The 24,510-nt window shown below is 62.3% G+C and carries 23 protein-coding genes; 14 read left to right on the top strand and 9 right to left on the bottom strand.

Annotated elements, in window-relative coordinates; all coding sequences use genetic code 11:
* Positions 1-41: 41 nt before the first annotated feature.
* The 5 genes from HNO82_RS09705 to HNO82_RS09685 form a co-directional block, all read right to left on the bottom strand.
* Positions 42-1,391, bottom strand: a complete 1,350-nt coding sequence (locus HNO82_RS09705) for a sensor histidine kinase (protein ID WP_175343556.1) — start codon at positions 1,389-1,391, stop codon at positions 42-44.
* On the bottom strand, positions 1,367-2,032 hold the full coding sequence (locus HNO82_RS09700) for a response regulator (protein ID WP_175343555.1): 666 nt from the start codon (positions 2,030-2,032) through the stop codon (positions 1,367-1,369). Before HNO82_RS09700 ends, HNO82_RS09705 begins: the two co-directional genes overlap by 25 nt.
* Positions 2,033-2,053: 21 nt before the next feature.
* A complete protein-coding gene (locus HNO82_RS09695; protein WP_175343554.1) occupies positions 2,054-2,812 on the bottom strand; it encodes a COG4705 family protein in 759 nt (252 codons plus the stop codon).
* 69 nt (positions 2,813-2,881) lie between these two features.
* Positions 2,882-3,652, bottom strand: a complete 771-nt coding sequence (locus HNO82_RS09690) for a COG4705 family protein (RefSeq protein ID WP_175343553.1) — start codon at positions 3,650-3,652, stop codon at positions 2,882-2,884.
* Positions 3,653-3,712: 60 nt separating this feature from the next.
* Positions 3,713-4,315 carry an undecaprenyl-diphosphatase gene (locus HNO82_RS09685; RefSeq protein WP_175343552.1) on the bottom strand — a complete coding sequence of 201 codons (603 nt, stop codon included), beginning with the start codon at positions 4,313-4,315 and terminating at the stop codon, positions 3,713-3,715.
* A 294-nt stretch (positions 4,316-4,609) separates the two neighbouring features.
* Here HNO82_RS09685 and HNO82_RS09680 point away from each other — a divergent pair, with 294 nt between their 5' ends.
* Positions 4,610-4,792, top strand: coding sequence for a hypothetical protein (locus tag HNO82_RS09680; protein ID WP_008329060.1), 183 nt, complete (start codon positions 4,610-4,612; stop codon positions 4,790-4,792).
* A gap of 76 nt (positions 4,793-4,868) precedes the next feature.
* On the opposite strand, the gene HNO82_RS09675 is transcribed toward HNO82_RS09680, so the two are convergent.
* Positions 4,869-5,168 carry a hypothetical protein gene (locus HNO82_RS09675; RefSeq protein ID WP_008329061.1) on the bottom strand — a complete coding sequence of 100 codons (300 nt, stop codon included), beginning with the start codon at positions 5,166-5,168 and terminating at the stop codon, positions 4,869-4,871.
* Between the two features lie 185 nt (positions 5,169-5,353).
* Positions 5,354-6,274 (bottom strand): LysR family transcriptional regulator, encoded by a 921-nt coding sequence (locus HNO82_RS09670; protein WP_175343551.1) that lies wholly within the window; start codon positions 6,272-6,274, stop codon positions 5,354-5,356.
* 76 nt (positions 6,275-6,350) lie between these two features.
* On the opposite strand from HNO82_RS09670, the gene HNO82_RS09665 reads away from it, so the two are divergent.
* From HNO82_RS09665 to HNO82_RS09620, 10 genes are all read left to right on the top strand, one after another.
* Positions 6,351-7,256, top strand: coding sequence for a prephenate dehydrogenase (locus tag HNO82_RS09665; RefSeq protein ID WP_175343550.1), 906 nt, complete (start codon positions 6,351-6,353; stop codon positions 7,254-7,256).
* A gap of 56 nt (positions 7,257-7,312) precedes the next feature.
* Positions 7,313-8,152, top strand: a complete 840-nt coding sequence (locus HNO82_RS09660) for an ABC transporter substrate-binding protein (protein WP_175343549.1) — start codon at positions 7,313-7,315, stop codon at positions 8,150-8,152.
* Positions 8,153-8,188: 36 nt separating this feature from the next.
* Positions 8,189-8,875: an amino acid ABC transporter permease gene (locus tag HNO82_RS09655; RefSeq protein WP_175343548.1), complete on the top strand. Its 687-nt coding sequence runs from the start codon at positions 8,189-8,191 to the stop codon at positions 8,873-8,875.
* Position 8,876: 1 nt separating this feature from the next.
* On the top strand, positions 8,877-9,572 hold the full coding sequence (locus HNO82_RS09650) for an amino acid ABC transporter permease (protein ID WP_175343547.1): 696 nt from the start codon (positions 8,877-8,879) through the stop codon (positions 9,570-9,572).
* A gap of 9 nt (positions 9,573-9,581) precedes the next feature.
* Positions 9,582-10,307 (top strand): amino acid ABC transporter ATP-binding protein, encoded by a 726-nt coding sequence (locus tag HNO82_RS09645; protein ID WP_175343546.1) that lies wholly within the window; start codon positions 9,582-9,584, stop codon positions 10,305-10,307.
* A gap of 136 nt (positions 10,308-10,443) precedes the next feature.
* Entirely contained in the window at positions 10,444-11,520 is a 1,077-nt protein-coding gene (gene hppD, locus HNO82_RS09640; protein WP_175343545.1) for a 4-hydroxyphenylpyruvate dioxygenase, read from the top strand.
* A gap of 223 nt (positions 11,521-11,743) precedes the next feature.
* Complete coding sequence (locus HNO82_RS09635) at positions 11,744-12,442, top strand: HAD-IA family hydrolase (RefSeq protein WP_175343544.1); 699 nt, start codon at positions 11,744-11,746, stop codon at positions 12,440-12,442.
* 164 nt (positions 12,443-12,606) lie between these two features.
* Complete coding sequence (locus HNO82_RS09630) at positions 12,607-14,229, top strand: ABC transporter substrate-binding protein (protein ID WP_175343543.1); 1,623 nt, start codon at positions 12,607-12,609, stop codon at positions 14,227-14,229.
* 131 nt (positions 14,230-14,360) lie between these two features.
* The gene (locus HNO82_RS09625) at positions 14,361-14,924 is read left to right on the top strand and encodes a cytochrome b (RefSeq protein ID WP_175343542.1); all 564 of its coding nucleotides are present in this window, start codon (positions 14,361-14,363) and stop codon (positions 14,922-14,924) included.
* Positions 14,925-15,163: 239 nt separating this feature from the next.
* Entirely contained in the window at positions 15,164-17,311 is a 2,148-nt protein-coding gene (locus tag HNO82_RS09620) for a c-type cytochrome (RefSeq protein WP_249776973.1), read from the top strand.
* Between the two features lie 48 nt (positions 17,312-17,359).
* On the opposite strand, the gene HNO82_RS09615 is transcribed toward HNO82_RS09620, so the two are convergent.
* The gene (locus HNO82_RS09615) at positions 17,360-19,081 is read right to left on the bottom strand and encodes a methyl-accepting chemotaxis protein (RefSeq protein ID WP_175343541.1); all 1,722 of its coding nucleotides are present in this window, start codon (positions 19,079-19,081) and stop codon (positions 17,360-17,362) included.
* Positions 19,082-19,404: 323 nt separating this feature from the next.
* Here HNO82_RS09615 and HNO82_RS09610 point away from each other — a divergent pair, with 323 nt between their 5' ends.
* Positions 19,405-20,655, top strand: a complete 1,251-nt coding sequence (locus tag HNO82_RS09610) for a multidrug effflux MFS transporter (RefSeq protein ID WP_175343540.1) — start codon at positions 19,405-19,407, stop codon at positions 20,653-20,655.
* Between the two features lie 66 nt (positions 20,656-20,721).
* The gene (locus tag HNO82_RS09605; protein ID WP_008329069.1) at positions 20,722-20,919 is read left to right on the top strand and encodes a hypothetical protein; all 198 of its coding nucleotides are present in this window, start codon (positions 20,722-20,724) and stop codon (positions 20,917-20,919) included.
* 106 nt (positions 20,920-21,025) lie between these two features.
* Here HNO82_RS09605 and HNO82_RS09600 read toward each other — a convergent pair whose 3' ends face one another.
* On the bottom strand, positions 21,026-23,452 hold the full coding sequence (locus HNO82_RS09600) for a DNA polymerase II (protein ID WP_175343539.1): 2,427 nt from the start codon (positions 23,450-23,452) through the stop codon (positions 21,026-21,028).
* A 196-nt stretch (positions 23,453-23,648) separates the two neighbouring features.
* On the opposite strand from HNO82_RS09600, the gene HNO82_RS09595 reads away from it, so the two are divergent.
* Positions 23,649-24,467, top strand: a complete 819-nt coding sequence (locus HNO82_RS09595; RefSeq protein ID WP_175343538.1) for a lysozyme inhibitor LprI family protein — start codon at positions 23,649-23,651, stop codon at positions 24,465-24,467.
* The last annotated feature ends 43 nt before the right edge of the window (positions 24,468-24,510 follow it).

Here is a 24,510-nt window from a genome sequence, read left to right as displayed (position 1 = left end):
GCTCCTTGGATTTCACTGATTTGGACTTCTGTTTGACGCACTCATTGATTCGGGATGTTGACCACCACGCGCAGTCCAGTTTGACTTGACTCGTCACTGAAGCCCAGCGTGATGCTCGCGCCCAGCCTGTCTGCGATGGCCTTGACGATGGACAGGCCCAGGCCGGAGCCGACCTGATCGCTACCCAGCAACCGGTGGAACGCCTCGAAGATTCGCGCCCGCTCGATCACAGGGATACCTGGCCCGCTATCTTCAACAATCAAGGCCACGTTTTTATCGTCAAATTCGATTGAAAGATCCACCTTGCCCCCATTCGGCGTATACCGCACGGCGTTATCAACAAGATTTCTGAGGAGCGAAAACAGATCGAGTTCGCTTACCATCAGATGAGCATCTCGCTGACCATCCACGCCGATATCGATCTGCTTGGACTCGGCCAATGGCATGAGCTCCTCCAACACCCGACGATAAACGGATTGGACGGAGACGGGTGTATCGACCACCGACACGGACGACTGAGCCTTTGCCAGGTCCAGCAGCTGATTGAGAAGATTGCGACCTCTGTCGATTCCATCACGTAATGCGTGCAAGCGTTGCCGCGCCTGCTCCGGCATGTCGGCTTGCGCCAACCTTTCCGCCTGCAGAGAGATGGCCGTCATGGGGGAGCGCAGTTCATGTGCGGCGTCCGCAACAAAGCGCCGCTGCGACGCCATCGATTGCTCGACCCGACCCAGCAGTCGGTTGATGGCCACCGCAAACGGTCTTACTTCAACAGGGAAGTGACTGGTCTGTACCGGATGCAATTGCTCATCCTGGCGCTGGTCCACTTCCCTGGATAATGCCGCGATGGGACGGAACATTTTCCGGATCAGATCGGCGACGATCAGCAGCAGGACCGGCATCAGGAGCAGGAAGGGCATGACGGTCCTCAAGGCACCGTCTCTGGCGATTTCATCGCGAAAATCGGACTCTTGTGCAACGGCGATGCGTTCTCCACCCGGCATGGTCTGAACCAGCACGCGGAAATTCTCTCCCGCAGCGTCAAGATTGTGCAGGCCATCGGTCAGGTTGGACGGCAGAGGGAGTGCTTCTTCAGCAGCCACTTCGGCTTTGCTGGCGGCATAGCCAAGATGTTGAACGATGACGCGAGACTCTTCGTTCGACGAAGCGAAACTGACCTCCGGCACGGGAGAGCCAGGCGAAAGTCGCTGGCGTTCCATCAGATGTGCGATCTGACGAAGCACATCGTCCTGCAACTCGTGCGCTTCATCCAGCGCGGAGGCGAATGAAAACACCCCTGCCACAACGGCTACGGCCAGTATCGCCATGCAAAGTGTGACGGATAGCTTCAGCTGAACCGATTCGTTCAGCCGCCTTTTGAGACCATCCATCCTACCCCCCTGACGTTTTTGATGATGTCGCTGCCAAGCTTTCTGCGCAAGGCGTGGATCAAATACTCGACCGCGTTGCTTTCGACTTCCTCGTTCCAGCCATAGATTCTGTCTTCCAATTCGCTGCGCGACAGAATTGCTCCCGGACGTATCAGCAATGCGTGGAGCAGAGCGAACTCTCGGTTGGACAATTGCGTCGCGCCTCCCTCTGGCAGACTTGCCTCCTTGCTGACCGGGTCAAGTGACACCAGTCCATTGGTGAGCAAAGGAGAAGCCAATCCCCCTTTACGCCTCAGGACCGCGCGCATGCGGGCCAGCAGCTCGGCCATCTGGAAGGGCTTGAGGACGTAGTCGTCTGCGCCGCCATCCAGTCCTTGCAGCCGATCATCAAGCCCGTCGCGCGCCGTGATGATCAGCAAGGGAATCGGGATGTTCTTCGCGCGTATGCTTCTGAGCACATCCAACCCGTCTCTGCCTGGCAATCCCAGGTCCAGCAGGGCAATGTCGTAATGCTGGCTGGTGATGGTGGTGATGGCAATCTGTCCGTCCTTGACCCAGTCCACCGCGTACGACGCATCCTTCAAAGCGGCCTGGATCGCCTCGCCAATCATTGCGTCGTCTTCGACCAGCAGTACCCGCATGTTGCCTCCGTTGGAATGGTGTCAATGTGCTGCCGTTGCCGCCCTCTGCCGGAACACCAGCATGGCGCACAGCATGAACGCCAGCAACGCGATGGACGCACCGTAGCGGCTCAGGGCCAGGCCACCGGCACTCAGCGGTTTGTCGAGAAAGTCGCCCACCACGGCGCCCAGTGGACGCGTCAGAATGAACGCCGCCCAGAATAGCAGGGTGCGGGAGATTTTTGTTCCGTAGTAGGCCAACACCAACAAAACGAGCAGTCCACCGAAAACCGCAGCCGCACCGGTATAACCCAGTCCTGCGCTATCGGCCGTCCAGTCCCCGAGTGCCGTGCCCAATGTCTGCGAAAACATGATGGTCATCCAGTAGAACATTTCTGCTCGCGGGCTGCTTACCGTGTTCACGGAAACAGAGCCAAGCATGCGCTTCCAAAGCAACAGGGACGCCAGCAAAAGCGCGGACAACAAGGTCGTGCCACCGGCGTAACCGATCCCCAAGGAGCGATCCGCAAAATCAGCCAGCGTGGTACCAACGGTGGTGGTGGCGATAATCGTGGTCCAATAGATCAAGGGATGGAAAGTTTTGGACTTGATCTGGTACGCCACAGCGATCAGGAAGAGTGCAGCGAAGATGCCCGTACTGGTCAGATAGCCGAGGTTCATCGACATGGAGGCCGCGTCACCTCCGGTCTCGCCAAGCGTGGTCGCTGCGATCTTGATGAGCCAGAATCCCAGAGTCACTTCGGGCACTTTTGCCAAGACATTTTCAGAATATGTTTTCATCTATCTTCCTTCGAAATTGATCGTAGACGCAGCAGTTCGTCGAGCCAAAGTTTGATCGCCCGCAGATGTTCAGGCTGATCGCTGCCTGCTGGTGCCAACCTGTGCGGCGGCGACCAGCATGATGATGACCGCCAGAAACAACGCACTGATCCACATCGTTCCCATTCCCAAGCCACCGTCCGCCTTGTTCTGGGTCAGCAGATCGCCCAGCGCTGCACCGAAAGGTCGTGTCAAGATATAGCCAATCCAGAAGCTGGCGACCGCATTGCCACCCCGGCGCCAGGCGAGGTAGGTGATAGCGATCAGCGTGCCGAAGATCAGCGCACCCCATGCGAATCCCAGGCCCAATGCTTCTGTTGCCAGGTCGCCAGCGGCAGTGCCCAGAGCAAAAGTGCACAGAATGGCGGCCCAATAGAAAAGCTCTCTGCGACGTGACACGATATGGTGAATGGACAGGCTGTGCTCGACGCGATACCACACGAAGAAGATCACGGCGAGCAACAGAGAGAAGACACTGGTACTGACATAAAGGCTGATGCCCAGGTTATCAGTCAAGAGATCGGTAATCTGAGTGCCCACGATGCTGACCAGTATCACGCTCATCCAATAGAGCCAGGGGATATGCCGGCGAGTCTTCAACTGGGCAAAAAGAACGACTGCAAGGATGCTTGCCATGATCGCGCTGGTGATTGCCTGGCCCCATCCAACATGGAATGCGAGAAAATCCGCCCCGGTCTCACCTACCGTAGTCGACATGATCTTGATGATCCAGAACGACAAACCGATTTCGGGAACCTTGTTCAGCCAGTGCTTGGGATGTTCGACATTGGGCATGATCATGTCGCTCTCCTGACAGAAATTTAATGTTGAGAAGTCTGAACCGTTGAACTTAGCTCTCACTTAGCTGGTGCCACGAACCCATCCATTGGCGATGAACCTGGAGAGAAGACGGCAGTGGATGCGGATCGTCACCCGGTAAGTGACATCAAGACACCAGGCAGGAAGGCGGTGCACGAGGATTGCGCTGAGCATCGCCACGATGGCGGCCCCCGCCATATCGAAGGGGAAGTGCACGCCGAGATAGATACGTGCCCAGGCCAATGGCAAACCAAAAATGCAGAGGATAATCCCGGAAAGTCTCAACGAAGGGGCAAGCAGGAAACTGAACGCCACCGCCCACCACAGTGACAGATGATCGCTGGGAAAAGAAGAGTCGGCGGCATGCGGGATCAGTGTGTGTCCCAGTCCGATCATGAAAGGACGAGGATGCCACCAGACCATGCCGATGAGCTGATTGGCGGACAATGCGATCAGGCCGGCTGCGGTCGCGACAAGCATGGTTCGGCGCTGAGGCTCGTGGCCGCGCAACCAGATCACGGCAATCACGATCGGAACGATCCAGATTTGGAATTCTGCGAGCACCGTGGCCAGGTCGACGGCAATCAGACTGGGATGCGCGGAGGCATTCAACCACAAGAAGACAATGTTATTGATATTTTCCATGATGGAGCGCTGGCAATGAACCATGATGGACGGTCGGCTTGATGATGGCTTGCGACAACCACAACACGCGGCGCATTGCAAAATGAGCAGGAAGATTTGGTGGACAGGGGAAATGTAGCCAGGAAAACTTAGCCCGGACTGAGCACGGACTGGGCCGACATGAGACAGGAAGGTATTGCGGCAGAAACCGGACTGCGGATATCCGGGCGGCTAAGGCCTGGCTAAGTCTCGAACAATAAGCTCAAGCTGCCAGAATTATTGTCTGGCAACATCCATCACCCCAAGGAGCCATCCATGACTTCAGCGATCAGCAGTCTCTCCAGCAGCTTTTACAACAATGTTGTGGCGGCCAATCCGCGTCAAAGCGCCAGCAAGACCGACAGTGACGGAGATAATGACAACAGTCGGCCAGGTGAAGTAGAAAAGGCCAAGCCGATGTCCGGCACGCTCGGCACAATGATCGATACGCACGCCTGATGTAGTGGCAAGCCGGCCATTGCCTATCTGAATGGTCGGCTCATCGGGATGAGCGCGGACTCGCACACCACCCCGCTCAATGGGTCGCTCGCCGCTCGGCCATGGTCAGGTATTCGGCGTGCAGGTGTGCCGCTTCCAGCACCTGGCGACATTTCGCTCGCTCCGTAGGCAGCGCTGCCAGTTCATGCTGCAGCAATTGCTCGATGATCTCGGCGGCCTCGATGGGCTCGGTTCCCGCTGTCTGCATGGCCAGCAGGCAATTGCGTACGGTGGCACGCACCAGTTCGCCGATCGGTTCCTCCTGTTCGGACATCTCGCACAGCCGCACGATGATGCACAGATGGCGCCGCGCGATGCTCATGGCATTGGTACACATGTCTCCCTCCTTGTTGTGCAAACCAAGATAGGGCTCGCCCCGCCGCAGCGCCATCAGGCGTTTCCTGATTTCAACACCGACAAGTGCGGTCTTTCCTGCGCCGTGACACCGTGTCCCCGCCGCCTTGCCAACTGCACTGGCAATGCCGCCTGGTGCTGCGCTCGCGCAGACTTGCTCTTGACGATTCACTGCGCCATGGTCTGTGCATTCATCGTCCGGCAAGCCTCTTTCCAGTAGAGCTGCAACAGGTTCACTATCTCGCGTCCACCGGCAGACGGTGGACGCTCGGCACTGCTCATGGCGTAGGCCCCGTAACGCACCGACTGCGCCAACGGGACCGCCACCAGCCGCGGATCCTTGAAGCCCGCCACCGTCAGGTCATCCACCAGGGCAATGCCCCAGCCATGCACGGCCACACTGCAGGCGATATAGGCATAACGGACATCCACCGTGGCCTTGCGTAGCGCCTCGCTGCTGCCCAGCAAGGCCTCCACCACCTTGCCATGCGCTGTTTCGGTCCCGAACGAGATGACGTCATAGGCCTGGATCTCTTCCAGCTTGAGCTGTGTGCGCATGGCCAGCGGATGGTCCGCCGCCATCACGCACAGCACGTTGCCCTCGCCGATCAGGTGATGCGTGAGCGCCGGATGACGGTGCTGGACAAAGGCCGCCACGCCGATGTCGCACTCTCCGGTCAACAACTGCTCGGTGATCTGGGTCTGCGTGGCGATCTCCATCGCGATGTGCAGGCCCGGCATGCGGCGCTTGAGCTCGGCAACGGCGCGCGGTAGCAGATCCAGTGCCGGGCTCAGATTGGTACAGATGCGCAGGGTGTCGGAGACGCCGTGCCGCAGCTGCTCGGCATACATCTTCACGCGGTCGATGCTGCGCCAGGCACTGTCGATCTCGCGCATCAGGGCCATCGCCTCGGGCGTGGGATGCAGGCGCCCGCCACTGCGCTCGAACAGCGCCACCTGCAGCTTGCTCTCCAGATAGCGGATCAGCCGGCTCACCGCGGGCTGCGAGACATGCAGTACCTCGGCCGCACCAGACAAGGTGCCGGCCCGCATCACGGCACGAAAAACTTCGATCTGGCGCAAATTCATGGGTCTAACCTGATGTTATGGAGTCTGGATATTTTGGCATTGGTGATTATGGAATGTCTATCTGATACTTTGCCCCATGCTGACCTCATCCACACGCCAGTCCCTTCCCTTCGAGCGCATTGCCCTGTGCGGCGTGGGTCTCATCGGCGGCTCCATCCTCAAGGCGCTGCGGGCCGACGGCTACCAGGGCCGCGTGACCGTGTTCGACATCGACCGCGCCCTGGCCGAGCAGGTATGCGAAGCGGGCTTTGCCGACCTGGTCGCGGCCAGTCCCGAACACTTCTTTCGCGACCATGACCTGGTGATCCTGTGCCAGCCTGTGGGCGTGCTGCTGGACTACCTGCGGGTACACCGGCGCGATATCACGGCCGGCCGCGCACTGGGCATCGATGTAGCCAGCGTCAAGGGACCGGTCCTGCAGGCCCTGCAACAAGATGGCAGCAGCGCCGCGCTGGCGCGCTTCATTCCCTGTCACCCCATCGCCGGCAAGGCCAGCCACGGCTGGGTGTCGGCCGATGCCGATCTGCTGCAGGACAAGCTCTGCATCCTCACCCCGGATGCCGCCACGCCACCGGCCGCGCTGGCCCGTATCGAGGAATTCTGGCAGCGGCTGGGCGCGCGTACGGCACGCATGGCGGCCGACGAGCACGACGCCATCTATGCCAGCCTGAGTCATCTGCCCCAGCTGCTCAGCTATGCCTACCTGCACAGCCTGGCGCAGCAACCTCTGGCGCGGCAGTGGCTGGACTATCGCGGCACTGGCTTTACCGGATTTACCCGGCTGGGATCCTCAGATCCGGCACTCTGGGCCGACATTGCCGTGCATAACGCTGGCCCCCTGCTGGCCGAGATTGATCGCTTCAGCGCTTCGCTGGCCGAGCTGCGCGCTGCGCTGGTCGCCGGTGAGCGCAGCCGACTGGCCGGGCATTTCTCCACGGCACGGGATTTGCATGCAGTCACGCAACGCCCGGCCGGATCCTGACCCACGACTTGCAACGCCCTTTTGTCCACCCCACCACAAAAACGAGGAGCCTCACCATGACCACCCATTCCGTACTGCGCAAGACCCTGTTCGCGTTTTCCGTTTCGGCCGCCTGCCTGGCCGCCGTGCCCGCCGTTCATGCCGACCAGTTGGCCGACATGAAGGCACGCGGCACCCTGGTCTGCGGCACCCTGACCAGCACCGAACCGCTGGGCTACCAGGATCCGCAGACGCGCCAGATCGTTGGTTTCGACGTGGATATCTGCAAGGCCCTGGCCCAGCACATGGGGCTGAAGATGGAACACAAGGGGCTCTCCATCGAGCAGCGTATCCCCGAACTGAGCGTGGGACGGGTGGACGTGGTGTCGGCTGCCCTGGGCTATACGAAGGAACGTGCACAGCAGATTGCCTTCAGCTCGGCTCACTATCAGGTGCCGATCCGGGTGATGGTGAAGAAATCGGCCAATATCGACAGCTTTGCCAAGCTGGCGGGGTTGCGCGTGAGTGCGGTCAAGAGCGCCACCACGGAAATCTACGCCCGTCGCGGCCTGCCCAAGACCGAGATCGTGACCTACCAGGATGGACCATCCGCCTTCCTGGCCTTCATGCAGGACAAGGTGGACGGCTTCTCCACCTCCGAGACCGCCGGTCTGCGCTACCTGGTCGAATCCAAGGGGCAGGCCACCTACATCAACGATGCTCTGGCCTGGGAGCCGACCGCGCTGGGCGTGAAGAAGGATGAGCCGGCCCTGCTGGCGGCGGTCAACAAGTCGCTGGAAGAGATGGAAAAGGCTGGCGAGATCGATTCCATCTGGAACAAGTGGTACGGGCCCAACACGCGCTTCGCCTTTGCCCGCGAGAAGAAACTCACGCCCATCTCGGCCTTTGCCCAATAAGCGCCAAGCCACCAGAATGAGGACCGAGGGGAGCCCATGAAAGACCTGTTGCTGGCCAATCCGGATTACCAGAGCCTGCTTGCGCATGGTTTGCTGGTGACGGTAAAGCTGTTCGTGACCAGCTGGATCCTGGCCATGCTGCTGGCCTCGCTGCTGACTGCCGTGCGCAGCACCAGCAGCAGGCTGGGGCAGGCCCTGGTGGCCTTGTTCGTCGAGTATCACCGCAATGTGCCTGGCCTGGTGCAAATCTTCGTGTGGTATTTCGGCATGCCGCAGCTGCTGCCGCGCGAGGTGCAGCGCTGGATCAACCACCACGACGGCGAGTTCTTCTTCTCCTGCATCGCGCTTACGCTCTACGCGGCAGCCTACATGAGCGAGGACCTGCGCAGCGGCCTGCGTTCGCTGCCGCGCGGGCAGGTGGAGGCAGCGCGTTCGCTGGGCATGTCGTACCGCCAGACGCTGCAGCACATCCTGCTGCCGCAGGCGCTGCGTGCTGCCCTGCCGCCGCTGGTGAACCAGACCCTGGCCCTGTTCAAGGCCACCAGCCTGGCCATGACCGTGGGCGTAGCTGACGTGATGCACGCCACGCGCCAGATCGAGAACGAGACCTATCGCACCTTTGAAGCCTTCCTGATGGTCTCGGTGGTGTATGTGCTGCTGTCGTGGCTCATCATGGGGGCCGGTGCCTACGCCAGCCGTCGCTTGAACAGCGCGAGGAACTGACATGCTCGATATCCTGCACGACTATGGGCTGATCCTGCTGATCGGCGAATATCCGCACGGCCCGCTGGGCGGACTGGCCATGACCCTCATTCTGGCCGCCGCCGCCCTGCTGCTGTCCTTTCCGCTGGCGGTGCTGGTCGGCATCGGTCGCACTTCGCCGATACGGCTGGTGGCACGGCTGGCCGGCCTGTATGCCAACACGGTGCGCGGTTTGCCCCTGCTGTTACTGGTGTTCTGGTCGTATTTCGCCGTTCCGATGCTGTTCGGCAAGAGCATCAATGCCAGCCTGGTGATGCTGGTGGCGCTGGTGATCTACGAAAGCGCCTATCTGGGTGAGATCGTCAAGGCCGGCATTGAGGCCCTGCCGCGTGGCCAGACCGAAGCGGCGCGCACGCTGGGCATGGGTTACTGGACCACGCTGCGCAAGGTGATCCTGCCTCAGGCGCTGTTCAACATGATTCCCAGCATGATGAACCAGTTCGTGGTGGTGGTAAAGAACACCTCTCTGGCCTACGTGATCGGGGTCGATGAACTGACCAACGCCGCCTATCAGGTCAACAGCCAGCTGCTGACCAAACCGTTTGAAGTGTATGCCCTGCTGGCGATGACCTATTTCGTGGTGTGCTTCGCCCTGAGCCGTGCCGTGGCCGCGCTCGAACAGCGCATCGCCCGTACCCGCCGCAGCCGTCCTGCCTGAGGAATGACCATGCTTGAATTCATCGACGTCCACAAATCCTATGGCAATACGCCTGTGCTCAAGGGGATTTCGGAAAAGGTCGCCACCGGTGAAGTGGTGGTGGTATGCGGGCCGTCCGGGTCCGGCAAGTCGACCCTGATCCGCACCGTCAATCGACTGGAAGAAATCGACCGCGGCAGCATCCGCGTGGCCGATCAGGATGTGCACGAACCGGGACGCGACATCAATGCCCTGCGTGCCGGGATCGGCTTCGTGTTCCAGCAGTTCAACCTGTTCCCTCACCGCAGCGTGCTGGAGAACGTCATGATGGCGCCAACCACCGTGCGCGGCATGCCCCGCGCCCAAGCGCGCGAGCGCGCCCATGCCCTGCTGGAACGGGTCGGCCTGGCACACAAGGCACAGGCCTTCCCGACTGAACTCTCCGGTGGCCAGCAGCAACGTGTCGCCATTGCCCGCACGCTGGCCATGGAACCGCCGCTGATCCTGTTTGATGAACCGACCAGTGCGCTGGATCCGGAAATGGTCGGCGAAGTGCTGGCCGTGATGAAGGACCTGGCCCGCCAGGGCATGACCATGGTCTGCGTCACGCACGAGATGGGCTTTGCCCGTGAGGTGGCCGATCGCGTCTGGTTCATCGATGCCGGTCAGGTACTGGAGCGCGCCACGCCCGAGGATTTCTTCCACCGCCCGCAGCATCCGCGCGCGCAGAAGTTCCTGTCCGATACCCGGCACTGAATGACCGAGGCCGCCTGAGCCCGGCCTTCCCCATGCCAACCTGACTCACCGCAGCGGCCAGTCGCCGCTTGCGGCCGGTCACGCGCAGCCTGCGCATCCGCCAGCCATCGATCCTGTCTTGCCCAAGGAGAAGACCATGCCCGACCTGTTTGACAATCCCATGCAGTTGATGGGTTTCGAGTTCGTTGAATTCGCCGCCCCCGATCCGACCGTGCTGCACCAGGTGTTTTCCATGATGGGATTCACCAAGGTCGCCACCCACCGCTCCAAGGCAGTGAGCCTGTACCGCCAGGGTGGTATCAACTTCATTCTCAATAGCGAACCCGGCAGCGCTGCGGCCTATTTCGCCAGCGAGCACGGCCCCAGCGCCTGCGGTATGGCCTTCCGGGTCAAGGATTCGCACTACGCCTATGCCCGCGCGCTCTCGCTGGGCGCGCAGCCGGTGGACATGCCCACCGGCCCGATGGAACTGCGCCTGCCGGCCATCAAGGGTATCGGTGGTGCACCGCTATACCTGATCGACCGCTTCGAGGAAGGAAAATCCATCTACGACATCGATTTCACCTTCATCGAGGATGTGGAGCACCAGCCCAAGGGCGTCGGCCTCAAGGAAATCGATCACCTCACCCACAATGTCTATCGCGGCCGCATGGCTTACTGGGCGGGCTTCTACGAGAAACTGTTCAACTTCCGCGAGATACGCTATTTCGACATCAAGGGTGAATACACCGGCCTGACCTCCAAGGCCATGACGGCACCCGACGGCAAGATCCGCATTCCGCTCAATGAGGAATCTTCCAAGGGCGCAGGCCAGATCGAGGAATTCCTGATGCAGTTCAATGGCGAGGGCATCCAGCATATCGCCCTGTCCACCGATGACCTCATCGGCACTCTGGACCAGTTGAAAGCCGCCGGCCTGCCGCTGATGAGCGCGCCCCCGGCGACCTACTACCAGATGCTCGAAGGCCGCCTGCCCGGCCATGGCGAACCGGTGACCGAACTGCAGTCGCGCGGCATCCTGCTCGATGGCAGCAGCGAAGGCGGACAACGCCGCCTGCTGCTGCAGATCTTCTCCAAGACCTTGCTGGGTCCGGTGTTCTTCGAATTCATCCAGCGCAAGGGGGATGACGGCTTCGGCGAGGGCAATTTCAAGGCCCTGTTCGAATCCATTGAACGCGACCAGATCGAGCGGGGCGTACTGGCGGCCTCGTGATGAGAACCTGCAGAAGCGCATTCCCGTCCTGCGGCAACGCTGGAGAAGGCATGCCACAGCATGCTGTGGCAGCCGTCCAGAAAAAAATTCTGTGCGGTTTGACCAGCCTACTTTGCATCCGGTGCTGGCGCGCGCGCCCGTATTCTTGAAGCAATAGCTCAAGCGCTCTCATTCGTGGCTATGCCTCCACTCTCATCGTCATTCCCTTTTTCTGGAGCAAGACATGCCTCTGAAGGATTTCAAGGTACTCACGTTTGACGTCGTCGGTACCCTCATCGATTTCGAAGGCGGCATGCTCGCCTATCTGCGCAAGGCTGTCCCCGAGAGCAAGATCTCGGATGAGGATTTCCTGGCAGCCTATCGCGCCGCCCGCAGTGACGGCAACACAGGCTGGTATCCGGATGACCTGGAACGCTGCTGGCATGTCATCGCCCCTGGCCTGGGCCTGCCCGATACGCCCGCGCTGGCTCGCGGTCTGCGTGACTCGGTGGCCAACTGGCCGGCGTTCCCGGACTCGGTCGAGGCCCTGCAGCGTCTGCGCAAGCACTTCAAGCTGGTCACCATGACCAACGCCCAGACCTGGGCCCTGCAGCACTTCGCGCGCACCCTGGGCGAGCCCTTCGACCTGCTGCTCAGCTGCGACGACGCGCTCTGCGAAAAACCCGACCCGCAATATTTCGCCTACGCACGCGGCCGCTTCGAAGGTCAATGGGGGTATCGCCAGGCCGACAACCTGCATGTGGCGCAAAGCCAGTATCACGACATCGGCGTGTCCAAACGCCTGGGCATCACCACCTGCTGGATCGAGCGCCGTCACGGCAAGCCCAGTTCGGGCGGCACCATCGCCTCCGAACATACGGTACCGGATTACCACTTCCACACGCTGGCCCAACTGGCCGATGCGGTAGAAGCAGGTCAGTGACGCAGGGCGGATCGCGCGATCCGCCCACCTCCCGGCGGGCCGTACAGCCCGCCCTGACTGGCGCTGCGCGGCGCCAGCTTGCATCAGTTCATCCAAGTCCGGACCGGCCATCCCCCCCCGGTCCGCCTGTCTTCTCACGCCTCAACCACACAGGGAGCTGCAACATGGACGACAACGGCAAGAACAAACACGATCTCACTCTGCTGGCCAACGCTACCGCCGGTGTGATGGATTGCCTCAAGCGTGGCGCCAGCCGCCGCGATATTCTCAAGGTGCTCATGGCCGGCGGCATGCAGGCCGCACTGGCCGGCAGCCTGGCGACCAGCGCCGCCAGCGCCTACGCCCAGACTCCGCGTCGCGGCGGCAAGCTGCGCGTGGGCAGCGACACCGCCTCGGTCAGCGACACGCTGGACCCGGCCAAGCAGGCCAACAAGACCGATTACTCGCGTGGCACCATGCTCTACAACGGTCTGACCTCGCTGGATGCCAGTCTGACGCCGCAACCGGCCCTGGCCGAGTCGTTCAGCAGCAAGGATGCCAAGGTCTGGGTGTTCAAGCTGCGCCGTGGCGTTACCTTCCATGACGGCAAGCCGCTCACGCCGGCCGACGTGGTGTTCTCGCTCATGCGCCACAAGGACCCGGCCACGGCGTCCAAGGCCAAGACCCTGGCCGACCAGATCGACAGCGTCAAGGAGAGCGGGCCCAACGAAGTCACCGTCACCCTGGTTGCACCCAATGCCGACCTGCCGGTCATCGTCGGTACCTTCCACTTCCACATCGTCAAGGCCGGCACGACCGACTTCAGCACCGGCATCGGTACCGGCCCCTACAAGCTCAAGGAATTCAGTCCGGGCATCCGCTCCGTGGTCGTGCGCAACGACAACTACTGGAAGCCTGGCAAGCCCTATCTGGACGAGATCGAACTGGTCGGCATCGGCGACGAGAATGCACGCGTCAACGCCCTGCTCTCGGGCGGACTCGACCTGGTGGCCAACCTCAATCCGCGCACCATCGAGCGGATCAAGGGCAGCTCCGGCTTTGCGGTGCTGGAAACCCAGTCCGGCGCCTACACCGACCTGATCCTGCGCAAGGACATCGGCCCCGGCAGCAACCCCGACTTCGTGCTGGCCATGAAGTATTTGATGGACCGCGAGGTGATGCGCAAGAACATCGCCCGCGGCCACGCCGTGCTGGGCAACGATCAGCCCATCGATCCGACCAACCGCTTTTATCTGGCCGGCCTGCCACAACGCCAGATGGACCTGGACAAGGCCAAGTACCACCTGCAGAAATCGGGCGTGACCGGCAAGGTGCCCATGGTCTGCTCGGTGGCGGCCATGTATTCCGTCGATATCGCCACGGTGCTGCAGCAGACCGCGCAGCGCATCGGCCTGGAACTGGAATTGAAGCGCATGCCGCCCGAAGGCTACTGGGCCAACCAATGGCTCAGCAATCCGGTCGGATTCGGCAACGTCAATCCGCGCCCGAGCGCCGACGTACTGCTCACGCAGTTCTTCCAGTCCCAGGCCGCCTGGAACGAGTCGCGTTTCAAGAGCGAGCAGTTCGACCAGTTGCTGACGGCTGCGCGCGCCGAGATCGATATCGGCAAGCGCAAGCAGATGTATGGAGACATGCAGACCCTCATTCATGAGCAGGCCGGGATCGGCATTCCCATGTTCCTCGCCAGCCTGGACGGGTACAGCAGCAAGCTTAAGGGACTCTCGCCGATTCCGCTGGGCGGCATGATGGGGTATTCCTTCGCCGAGCATGTATGGCTGGATGCGTGATCTGATCCATACAAGTTGCGGGGCAATGACGGGGCGATGGTCAGCATTGGTCAAAAAATATTGCGCCAGGCTAATGCTGATCCAAGTTTCCTGACTTACCATTGGGAACATTTTTTTCCATGGGAACCCAGATGAACAATACCGATGATGCACTCGGGCAAGGCACCCGTTATCACCCCCTCTACGCCGCGCTGCACTGGCTGATGTTCCTGCTGTTCGTGGTGGCGCTGGCCACCATCGAATATCGCGATGACATCCCCAAGAGCGATCCCCTGCGCGACCTGCTGCGCACCGTGCACATGCACGCAGGCCAGTTGGTACTGATCCTGGTCGTGGTGCGCCTGATCGCGCGCAAGACGCTGGGCGTGCCAGCGGAGCTGCCGCTGCCGCGCCTGCAGCAACTCGGTGCGCAGGCCGTGCACCTGCTGCTGTATGCGGTGATGATCGGCCTGCCCATTACCGGCATCCTGTTCACCCAGGCCGGTGGGCGCGATGTGGTCTTCTTCGGCATGACGCTGCCGGTGATCCTGGCCAAGGACATGGCCGTGCGCGGTCCCATCAAGGAAGTGCACGAGTTCATGGGCAATGCGGTCTATTTCCTGGTCGGGCTGCATGTGCTGGGCGCACTGTGGCATCAGCTGTTCGATCGCATGCCGATCCTGCAGCGGATGTCCTTGCGTTCAGCGCGCAAGTAGCGCTCGCCTGACGCGGGCAGCTGCTGCTGCCCCTGCTCTGACGACAACGCCATCCGGACATTCCGGCTGGCGTTTTTTCATGTCCCGGCCTGTTTGTGAAGGCCATCAAAAATCTGACAGGTGCCTCGCCAACGCTCTTTGCGCAAGATCAAGCAGGGTCCGATCATCGCGTCAAAGTGACTGTGGAGCAAGGTTTAAATGGTGGCATCCCCTCTCGACAAAAACGATCAGGACCCATCATGTCAACGCTTCGTCTTGCCCTTGCCCGACAGTCCGCGCTCTTGCTTGCGTGGCTCACGCTGTGCTGCACCCTGACCTCGCCCCTGGCCGCTGCCGCCCCGCCGGCAGTTGCGCCGCCTGGCGCAGCGATCCCGCCCGCCGTGCCGGATGAGCTTCCTGCCGACTTCAGTGACGCCCTCGACGCCAGCACCCGTGAACAGGTCTTGCGCGGTCGCTACATCGCCCGGCTGGGTGACTGCGCGGCCTGCCACACCAGCGACAAAAGCAAGCCCATGGCCGGTGGCCTGGCGCTTGAAACTCCCTTCGGCAAGCTGTACTCCACCAACATCACCCCGGATCGCCAGACCGGAATCGGCCAATACAGCTTCCCGCAGTTCGACCGCGCCATGCGTGAAGGCGTCACGGCGGACGGACACCATCTCTATCCGGCCATGCCCTATCCGTCCTACGCGAAGATGACCGAAGCGGACATGCGCGATCTGTACGTCTATCTCATGCAAGGGGTCAAGCCGGTCAGGCAAGCCAACCAGCCGCTGGAGATGTCTTTCCCCTTCAACCAGCGCTGGGGCATGGCGCTGTGGAACATGGCCTTCCTGCAACGCAGCGTCTTCCAGCCGGACCCCTCGCGCTCGGCGCAATGGAATCGCGGCGCTTACATCGTCCAGGGCCCCGGTCACTGCGGCGCCTGCCATACGCCACGCGGCGTCGGCTTCCAGGAAAAGACCATGAGCGAGGCCGGCAGCAATGGCTCGCTGTTCCTTTCCGGTGAGACGGTGGAACACTGGCGCGCCCTCGACCTGCGCGGAAAATGGCAACCGGAGGACCTGGCCCGACTGCTCAGGACCGGCAGCAACCGCCACGGGACGGTGGCGGGCAACATGGTCGATGTGATCCAGCAGAGCACGCAATACCTGACCAACGAGGATCTGCTCGCCGTGGGCAGCTATCTGGCCAGCCTGCCCTCCCCATCCCGTGCCGCTGGCGCGGCCACGCCGGCCATGGAGGTCGCCGGTACCGTCCCCGCTGACCTGTACACCTCGCGTGGCGGGTTGGGCTATGTGCAGTTCTGCGTGTCTTGTCATCGCAGCGACGGCAATGGAGTACCAGCGCTGTTCCCTCCGCTGGCCGGAAATCCGACCGTGCGGAGCGATGAGCCGTCCTCGCTGATCCACATCATGCTCACCGGGTGGCGCACCGCCCGCACACATGGCCAGCCGCGGGTATGGAGCATGCCTGCCTTTGCCGAGCTGGGCGATGACGAGATTGCCGAGATCATCAACTTCGTGCGGGCCAGCTGGGGCCGACGCCAAGACACCCGCATCAGCGCACAGCAGGTCGCCGGACTGCGCGCGCAGCTTGGCGCGGATCAGGAAAAACGGGGCGGTCCACGCTTCGACGCCCCGCGCCTGGCCGACATGCTCAAGGAGAACAATGCGGCCCAGTTGGTCAACGGAGCCCGCATCAACATCGAGACCAGGCGAATGCTGCCGCAGCACGTGGGTAACGGACTGAACTGCGCCAGTTGCCATCTCAATGCCGGTACGGTCGGCGGCGGTTCGCCTTATGTGGGGGTAGCGGCCGCTTTCCCCAGCTATGCGGCGCGGGCCGGACGGATCATCACACTGGAAGACCGCGTCAATGGCTGCTTCCAACGTTCCATGAACGGCAAGCCCCTGCCACCGGGATCGGAAGACATGAAGGCCATGCTGGCTTATATCGAATGGATGCGTCGCGATACCCAGCCCGGCCAGAAGGTGCCGGGACGCGGCATCGGCAAAATCGACCGGACGCTGAAACCCGATCCCGTCAATGGCGAGCACATCTACCGCGCCCAGTGCGCTGCCTGTCATGGGGCACAGGGCGAAGGGCTGCGCAGCCAGGCCGGCCAGTGGATCTACCCTGCCCTGTGGGGCGAGCAGTCCTTCAACATCGGTGCCGGCATGGCACGTACCTACACGGCTGCCGCTTTCGTCAAACAAAATATGCCCATCGCCCTGCATGATCGCTTTCCGCTGGGTCAGGGCGGGCTGTCGGACCAGGAGGCGGTGGATGTGGCCGAGTTCTTCACGCACCAGCCACGTCCTGATTTCGCACCCAAGGTCAAGGACTGGCCCCGGGACAAGAAGCCGGCCGATGCCCGCTACTGACTACTGAGGTGCGTCATGGCGGGGCCGGGCGCAGCATCGCGGCTCGCCTCAGGCGGCCATGTCGATGACCATGCCATCGCCGTCATGGAATTCGCCATGATCCAGCCGGAACGACCCCACCAGTTCGGCCATGCGTTCAGTGGCCAGACGCATCGCTTCGGCGGCCGCCGAGGACTGCTGGACCAGCGCCACATTGTGTTGCGTGACCTGATCCATGGCGCTGACGGCCTCGGTCACCTGCACCATGCCGGCCGACTGCTGCATGCTCACGCTGGCGATCTCGGCAATGACCTGGTTCACGCAACCCACCTGCGTGACCACTTCCTGCATGGTCAGGCCGGCCGCCTGGGCACGCTGGCTTCCTTCTTCGATCTGCGCCACCGAGGCCACGATCAGGTCCTTGATCTCCTGGGCGGCGGCCGACGAGCGCTGTGCCAGCACCCGCACCTCGCTGGCGACCACGCTGAAGCCACGGCCCTGCTCACCGGCATGGGCTGCCTCCACGGCCGCGTTCAGGGCCAGCAGATTGGTCTGGAAGGCGATGCCGTCGATCACCCCGATGATCTCGACGATACGGCCGGCAGCGGCCTGGATGGCTCCCATCTTGAGCACCACCTGCTCGACGGCGGCGCCCCCGGCGGCGGCCACCCGTGCTGCCGAATCGGCCAGGGCGCTTGCGCGCTGGGCGTGCGCAGCGCTCTGCTGTGCGGTCGAACTCAACTGTTCCATGGCCGCCGCGGTTTGCTCCAGCGAGCAAGCCTGCTGCTCCGAGCGCGTGGCCAGGTCAAGGGCGCCGTCGGCAATATCCCCGGCCGATCCGCGCATGACCCTGGCACCATGACGCACCTGGCGCACGATGTGGATCAAGCCCTGCTGCATGTGCTGCAACGAGGCCAGCAACTGGCCGGCCTCGCCCTTGAACTCGACCTCGATGTGCCCGCACAGGTCGCCCTTGGCGACCCGCGTGGCCACATCGGCGGCCTGACTGAGCGGCCCGGCAATGAGGCGGTACAGGCTGGCCAGGCTCACCGCCAGTACCATCAGCACCATGCCCGCCACGAAGGTGGTCAGGGCACTGAGGGATTCGGCGCGCTGGCTGGCCTGAGCGATCTCCTGCTCCGTGCGCGTCTCCAGCATGGTCAGGAATTCGTCAATCGGGCGCATGATGCGCGCCTTTTCCACGTGATAGGCGTGGTCGTGCATGATCTTGCGAGCCATCGCCAGGTCCGGCTCGGCCAGCAGCAGGTCAGTGCCCGGGCGGCCCTGGTAATGTCCCTGGACGATGTCCATGGCCCGGGTCTCGGTAGCGACCAGGGTATCGGAATTGCGCTTGGCTTCGAGCAGCTTGTCCATCTCCGCCTGCGTGAAACCGGCTTGCTGCATCAGCGCGGCTAGCGAGGCCGTCACGTTGCTGTCGGGACGGGGCGGCTGGCCGTCGGCAGCCACCAGATCCCAGTAGATACGCTCGTAATGCTCGGGGCGTGGGCGCTTGCCGTCGCGAATATCCAGGATGGCGTGATACTGGCGCTCATACTCCGCATTGCCGGTGACCACGTAGGTGCGCGCCAGGCGCGTGAGATCATCCGAGCTCTGGCGCAATTCCGCCGCCAGCTGCTGCGAGACATGGCGCCGCATATGGGCCTGGTTGAGTTCCCGCCCGGCCTGCGCCTCGGCCATGGCCACCACCATCAGCGTGACCATCAGCGCCGCGATGATGACGGTGAGCGTCAGCAGGATCTGCCTGATTGAAAACCGTTTATAGATCGACATCTTCCCCTCCCTGTTCGTCCGAAAAAAAGCCGGGCGCAGCGGGCAAAGCCTTTTGGGCAGTGCTTCGCCGACCGGCAGGCGGACGATACTTGCGGTGCTTCGGTTTGGGAGGAATCCCGCAGAGATGCTCGATGAATCTAGAATTCGTTCGTTTTTTTTATCGAATAAATTTGAATTTCTCTCTAAAACTATCTTGGTTCATGACAAAAAGATCAGAACATTTTCATCTTATGAGTGACGCTGCGTTCACGATTGGATGAGCGCCAGCAGAAAACTGCATCCAGGTTCACAATAGCGGACTTTGCCCTGCAGACTGTCTTCCCATGAACCCCGTTGCATCGCGTCCTGCCAATCATCCGCGTTTCCTGCTGTTCCTGATCTGCGCCTTTGCCTCGGCGGGTCAGCTGGCCATCGACCTGTACGTACCGGCCCTGCCGGAAATGGCCATCGACTATGCCACTTCGGCTCAGGCCATCCAGACCAGCGTGACGGGTTATCTGATCGCCTATGCCTTCGGCCAACTGGTATTCGGGCCGCTGGCCGATGCCTATGGGCGCAAGCGCATCCTGATGCTGGGCCTGGGCCTGTTCACACTGGGCTGCGTGCTGTCGCTGGCCGCCCCCAACCTGGAGACCTTTGTCGCGGCGCGGGTGCTGCAGGGCTTCGGCATCGCTGCCACCAACCTGCTGGCCAAGGCCATCATCACCGATTCCTTCGCCGGACAGGCGCTGGTACATGCCTATACCTACATGGCCATTGCCTGGGGCCTGGCCCCGATCATTGCGCCGGTGATCGGGGCGCACCTGCAGGAAGCGTTCGGCTGGCGTTCCTGCCTGGTGTTCCTGTTGATCTATTCATTGGCGATGTGGGCCATCCTGTGGCGCTACCGCGAAACGCTGGAGCAGCCGGTACAGCTGCATCCGGTCACGTTGCTCAAGAATGCGCGCATGGTCCTGGCCAGCCCGGTGTTCCAGAGCTGCTTCCTGGCCCAGGGGCTGTGCTACAGCATCCTGCTGGTGTTCAATATCGTCGGGCCCTTCATGGTGCAAAATACCTTGCACCAGCCACCGACCTTCTTCGGCTACCTGGCACTGGCCATCGGGATGATGTATTTCCTGGGAGGCATTTCCAACCGTATCCACCATCGCCGCCTGCCCACGGCGGAACAGCGCCTGCGCATCGGCGCGCGCGTGATGACGGCGGCGGCCTTCGCCATGCTGGCACTGGGCCTGACCGTGGGACTGCAGGTCTGGACGCTCATCTCGCCGGTGCTGGTGATGGCTTTCTGCGCCGGGGCCATGTATCCCACGCTCATGGCCAAGGGCAATTCGATCTTCCCGCACATTGCCGGGCTCACCAGCGCCATCCTGGGTTTCGCGCTGCTGCTGGTGTCCTCGGGCATGATGGGGCTGGCCGGATTCGTCTCCATCCAGAGTCTCACGCCGCTGGCGGTATTCTTCTGCATCGTCGGGCTGACCGTGATCGCCATGATCGGCAAGCTGCTGCAGCACCTGCAGACGGCCCCGGCCCCGGCCCCGGCATCGTTGCAGGTGCGCCCATCAGAAAAACCCTGATATCGGCATCCCGGCAGGTGCAATACGATGGGGCCATCGACATTGATTCATTCCACGGAGGACCCCATGGCCATCATCCAGACCCTGCTGCACTACGGTAGCTATCTCGCCGCCTTCTATGCCGTCTACCTGCTGGCGGGCGGTCTGGCGTTCGGGCTGGTGCTGTGGCAGAAGGTGTATGGCAAGACAGGACCGCAGCCGGTACCGGTGCGCGTGCGCCATGTACGCCGGGCGCCGCACGAGCAGGATTCGCATTACCGCTGAAGCGTGAATACAGTCATGGCGCTGGCGTAAACAATCGCCGTATGCCCGCAGGTCGGCCAAGGGCTGGATTCGATGAATCCGGCCCTTTGTCATTGGCCCCGGCACATCAAAACAACTCCCGCTGCGGCGAGGTAACTGCCGCGAAACTATCGCCCACGAACACCAGGATGGCGTCGGCCACCGGTGCCAGCTGACGCTCCAGGTAGTGCCCATGGTCGATGGCGGCACGACGTTTTTCCAGCGGCTCCGGTCCCGCCGTGGTCATGACGTAGTTGATCCAGCCACCCTGCTGGTATTGCAGCGGTCGTCCGCCCTCCTCGTTGACCTGATCGGCCATGCGCGCTGCGCGCACATGGGGCGGCACGTTCTTCTCGTAATGGTCGAGCTGGCGGCGCAGCCGCTTGCGATAGACCAGCAACGCATCCAGCCGCCCGGCCAGCAGGTCGGCCACATAGCCGCTGATGAAGTCGCGGTAGGGCTCGCCCCGGAAGATGCGCAGATACAGTTCCTGCTGGAAGCGCTGCGCCAGTGGCGACCAGTCTGTACGCACCGTTTCCAGCCCCTTGTAGGTGACCTTGTCCTGGCCCTCGGCCGTGCGCACGTAACCGGCATAGCGCTTCTTGCTGCCGGTGTCGGCACCGCGCACGTGCGGCATCAGGAAACGCTGGTAATGCACCTCGAACTGCAGTTCCAGTGCGCTTTCCAGCTGGTATTGCTCGGCCAGGTGATGTCGCCACCACGCGTTGATGCGTGCAGTCAGCTGCAATCCGATCTCGCGCGCCCTGGCGTCGTCATGAGGCTGCCGCAGCCAGACGAAGGTGGAGTCGGTATCCCCATAGATGACCTCGTAACCGGCCTCCTCGATGAGCTCGCGCGTGCGGTGCATGATCTCGTGCCCGCGCCGTGTGATCGACGAAGCCAGGCGCGAATCGAAGAAGCGGCAACCGGTCGAGCCCAGCACGCCGTAGAAGGAATTCATGATGATCTTCAGCGCCTGCTGTAGCGGCTTGTTGCCCTGGGCCTTGGCAGCCTCGCGAGCCTCCCATATCTGCGCGATGATGGCGGGAAGACTGTGACTGTGGCGCGAGAAGCGCGCACCGTTGTAGCCGGGTACGGTCGCGCTGTCGGGTTCATTCAAGGTGCCATCGACCAGCCCCACCGGATCGATCAGGAAACTGCGGATGATGCTGGGATACAGGCTCTTGTAGTCCAGCACGATCACCGAGTCGTACAAGCCCGCGCGCGACTCCATGACGAAGCCGCCCGGACTGGCCAGCGCCTCGGCATCGCCCAGGTTGGGGGCGACATATCCCTTGCGGTGCATGTGCGGCAAATAGAGATGCGTGAATGCCGCCACCGAGCCGCCGCTGCGGTCCGCCTGCAACCCGGTGACGCTGGCGCGTTCGAGCAGGAAGGAAAGGATGTCGGTCTGCTCGAAGATGCGCGTGACCAGCTCGCAATCCTTGAGGTTGTAGGTCGCCAGGGCTGCCTTGTCCTCGTTGAACATGCGATCGATCTCGTCCATGCGTTCATAGGGCGTGGCGATGGCCTTGCCTTCGCCCAGCAGGGCTTGCGCCACGTTCTCCAGGCTGAAGGAGGAAAAATTCCAGAAGGCCCCACGCAGACTTTCGATGCCGTCGATCACCAGGCGGCCCGGCGCATTGACCAGCAGATGATTGGCGCGCATGCCGTGTTCGCGCCACTCCAGCACGCGCCCGGCACGACCCAGACGTAGCCGGGTCTGGTATTTCTGCGCCTGCTTTTGCAGCACGTTGAGGTCGAACTGCACCAGGTTCCAGCCGATCAGCGCATCCGGATCATGGCGCGCGATCCAGGTGTTGAGGCAGTCGATGAGTTCCTTGCGACTCTGGCAGAACTGCAGATCGAAGTTCACCGCCGCCACCGCACCACTGGGCGGCCCCAACGCAAAGACGCTGCGCTGGCCGCATCCTTCGATGGCGATGCTGTAGAGCTCACCCTGCCAGCTGGTTTCGATATCCAGTGAGGCCAGTTTCAGGGGCGGGCGATAACCCGGCAAGGTACGAATGCGTCCCTCCACCAGCACGCCGTGGCCATCGTCCACACCCTGGAAGGCCACGGGGGCATTGATGAAGCGCTCCATCAGGTAGCGTTCGGGCGGACGGATGTCGGCTTCGTAGACGCTGATGCCGGCGGCGATCAGAGCCTTCTCCATCTTCAGCAGCTTGCGGTACTGGCGCGCATAGAGACCCAGCACAGGACGCTGACTGAGATCCTTCAAATGCGCCAGCGTGCGCAGTTCCATATCGGGTTCGTTGACGATGTGTGCCCGCACCCGTTCGGCATGCTCCTGCGGCACGAAGGCTACCGCCATCTGCGGCGGCAGGCGCAGGCATTGCGGACCGTCGTCGGTGGCCAGCCACAGCTCGATCTCCACCCCGGCCGGCGTATCGCGCCAATGCCGGGACAGCAGGAAACCTGCGCGCTCGCCGGGGCGCAAGGCAGAAGAAGTCGTGGGAGTGGCTGCGTCGGTCACCGGCGGTTGCGGATACATGCGATGGAGACGGGATTCTACTTGGATGTGAGCATCCTTGCGCACCCATGGGGCAGAGCAATTGTGAAGAATCCCCAACACGCTTTTTCAGCTGCAAAGATTTTTAAAAAATTCCGTTTCTTCTCCACGTTTTGAGCCTTGGCAGGCGGTGCGATGCTGGCGCCCATCACGTTCCCGCAATACGGAGAGTCTCGCCATGAAATCCCTGCCCCTCGTCCTCCTGCTCGGCAGCGCCAGCCTGTTGGGTGCACTTGAACTCTCGCCGGCCCGCGCCGCCAGCTTCGATTGCAGCAAGGCCGGGTCGGCCAACGAGAAGACCATCTGCCGCGACCCCGAACTGTCGGCCCTGGATGACCAACTGGGCCGTACCTATCGGCGCGCCCGCCAGGCTGCCACCGATGTGCGCGCCTTCCGGACGGCCAGCGATGCGCAATGGCGCTGGCGCGAACAGAATTGCCGTGACCGCGACTGCCTGCTGGCCTGGTATCAGCGCCGCCAGGCCGAACTGCAGGCCCAGGCGGCGCCGGCTGCATCACCCGTGGCGCTGTCGGCCACGCCACCCAGGTCACCGGCCGGATCGCCCGCGCCCGCCCTGGCAGCCGTGCCGCCAGGCGCCACCACAAGTGCGCCGGCGGCGGCAGAAGCCCTGAGGCTGGGGCTGGACACGCGCCAGATCGAGCAACTGGCACCGCAAGGCAGCATGCCCTGGCCGCACTATGCGCGAGTCGAGCGCGGCCAGTATTTCTATCGCGATCCCCAGGCAGCCGAGACACAGCCGCTGGTGGCCGTGCGCTATTACGGCATGGAGAACGGGCAGTACATCCTCGAAGCCGTGCGCGGCCAGACCGTCTTGCGCTACACCTGCAGTGCCGATTGCCGCTACATCGCACAGCTGGCCCTGCCGGGCGACGTGGAAAAGGACACCGTCATCGTCAGCAATGACCGTGCTTCGCTGCCGGGACTGATCGTCAGCGATGCCGTCAACGGCCTGCTGGCACCGGTGCAGTCGCAATAGCAACAGCAGTAGCAACTGGCCACGGGCGACATGCGATTGCGCA

The sequence above is a fragment of the Herbaspirillum sp. C9C3 genome (assembly GCF_013359625.1).
Classification (GTDB): domain Bacteria; phylum Pseudomonadota; class Gammaproteobacteria; order Burkholderiales; family Burkholderiaceae_D; genus Herbaspirillum.
This window is presented reverse-complemented; position numbering and strand designations above follow the sequence as displayed.

Coding starts and splice junctions, on each gene's coding strand:
- HNO82_RS09700 (WP_175343555.1), bottom strand. CDS start 2,032: ATGCGGGTACTGCTGGTCGAAGACGACGCAATGATTGGCGAGGCGATC.
- HNO82_RS09600 (WP_175343539.1), bottom strand. CDS start 23,452: ATGTATCCGCAACCGCCGGTGACCGACGCAGCCACTCCCACGACTTCT.
- HNO82_RS09655 (WP_175343548.1), top strand. CDS start 8,189: ATGAAAGACCTGTTGCTGGCCAATCCGGATTACCAGAGCCTGCTTGCG.
- HNO82_RS09660 (WP_175343549.1), top strand. CDS start 7,313: ATGACCACCCATTCCGTACTGCGCAAGACCCTGTTCGCGTTTTCCGTT.
- HNO82_RS09680 (WP_008329060.1), top strand. CDS start 4,610: ATGACTTCAGCGATCAGCAGTCTCTCCAGCAGCTTTTACAACAATGTT.
- HNO82_RS09695 (WP_175343554.1), bottom strand. CDS start 2,812: ATGAAAACATATTCTGAAAATGTCTTGGCAAAAGTGCCCGAAGTGACT.
- HNO82_RS09665 (WP_175343550.1), top strand. CDS start 6,351: ATGCTGACCTCATCCACACGCCAGTCCCTTCCCTTCGAGCGCATTGCC.
- HNO82_RS09705 (WP_175343556.1), bottom strand. CDS start 1,391: ATGGATGGTCTCAAAAGGCGGCTGAACGAATCGGTTCAGCTGAAGCTA.
- HNO82_RS09690 (WP_175343553.1), bottom strand. CDS start 3,652: ATGATCATGCCCAATGTCGAACATCCCAAGCACTGGCTGAACAAGGTT.
- HNO82_RS09620 (WP_249776973.1), top strand. CDS start 15,164: ATGTCAACGCTTCGTCTTGCCCTTGCCCGACAGTCCGCGCTCTTGCTT.
- HNO82_RS09625 (WP_175343542.1), top strand. CDS start 14,361: ATGAACAATACCGATGATGCACTCGGGCAAGGCACCCGTTATCACCCC.
- HNO82_RS09675 (WP_008329061.1), bottom strand. CDS start 5,168: ATGTGTACCAATGCCATGAGCATCGCGCGGCGCCATCTGTGCATCATC.
- HNO82_RS09650 (WP_175343547.1), top strand. CDS start 8,877: ATGCTCGATATCCTGCACGACTATGGGCTGATCCTGCTGATCGGCGAA.
- HNO82_RS09630 (WP_175343543.1), top strand. CDS start 12,607: ATGGACGACAACGGCAAGAACAAACACGATCTCACTCTGCTGGCCAAC.
- HNO82_RS09605 (WP_008329069.1), top strand. CDS start 20,722: ATGGCCATCATCCAGACCCTGCTGCACTACGGTAGCTATCTCGCCGCC.
- HNO82_RS09670 (WP_175343551.1), bottom strand. CDS start 6,274: ATGAATTTGCGCCAGATCGAAGTTTTTCGTGCCGTGATGCGGGCCGGC.
- HNO82_RS09610 (WP_175343540.1), top strand. CDS start 19,405: ATGAACCCCGTTGCATCGCGTCCTGCCAATCATCCGCGTTTCCTGCTG.
- HNO82_RS09685 (WP_175343552.1), bottom strand. CDS start 4,315: ATGGAAAATATCAATAACATTGTCTTCTTGTGGTTGAATGCCTCCGCG.
- HNO82_RS09635 (WP_175343544.1), top strand. CDS start 11,744: ATGCCTCTGAAGGATTTCAAGGTACTCACGTTTGACGTCGTCGGTACC.
- hppD (WP_175343545.1), top strand. CDS start 10,444: ATGCCCGACCTGTTTGACAATCCCATGCAGTTGATGGGTTTCGAGTTC.
- HNO82_RS09595 (WP_175343538.1), top strand. CDS start 23,649: ATGAAATCCCTGCCCCTCGTCCTCCTGCTCGGCAGCGCCAGCCTGTTG.
- HNO82_RS09615 (WP_175343541.1), bottom strand. CDS start 19,081: ATGTCGATCTATAAACGGTTTTCAATCAGGCAGATCCTGCTGACGCTC.
- HNO82_RS09645 (WP_175343546.1), top strand. CDS start 9,582: ATGCTTGAATTCATCGACGTCCACAAATCCTATGGCAATACGCCTGTG.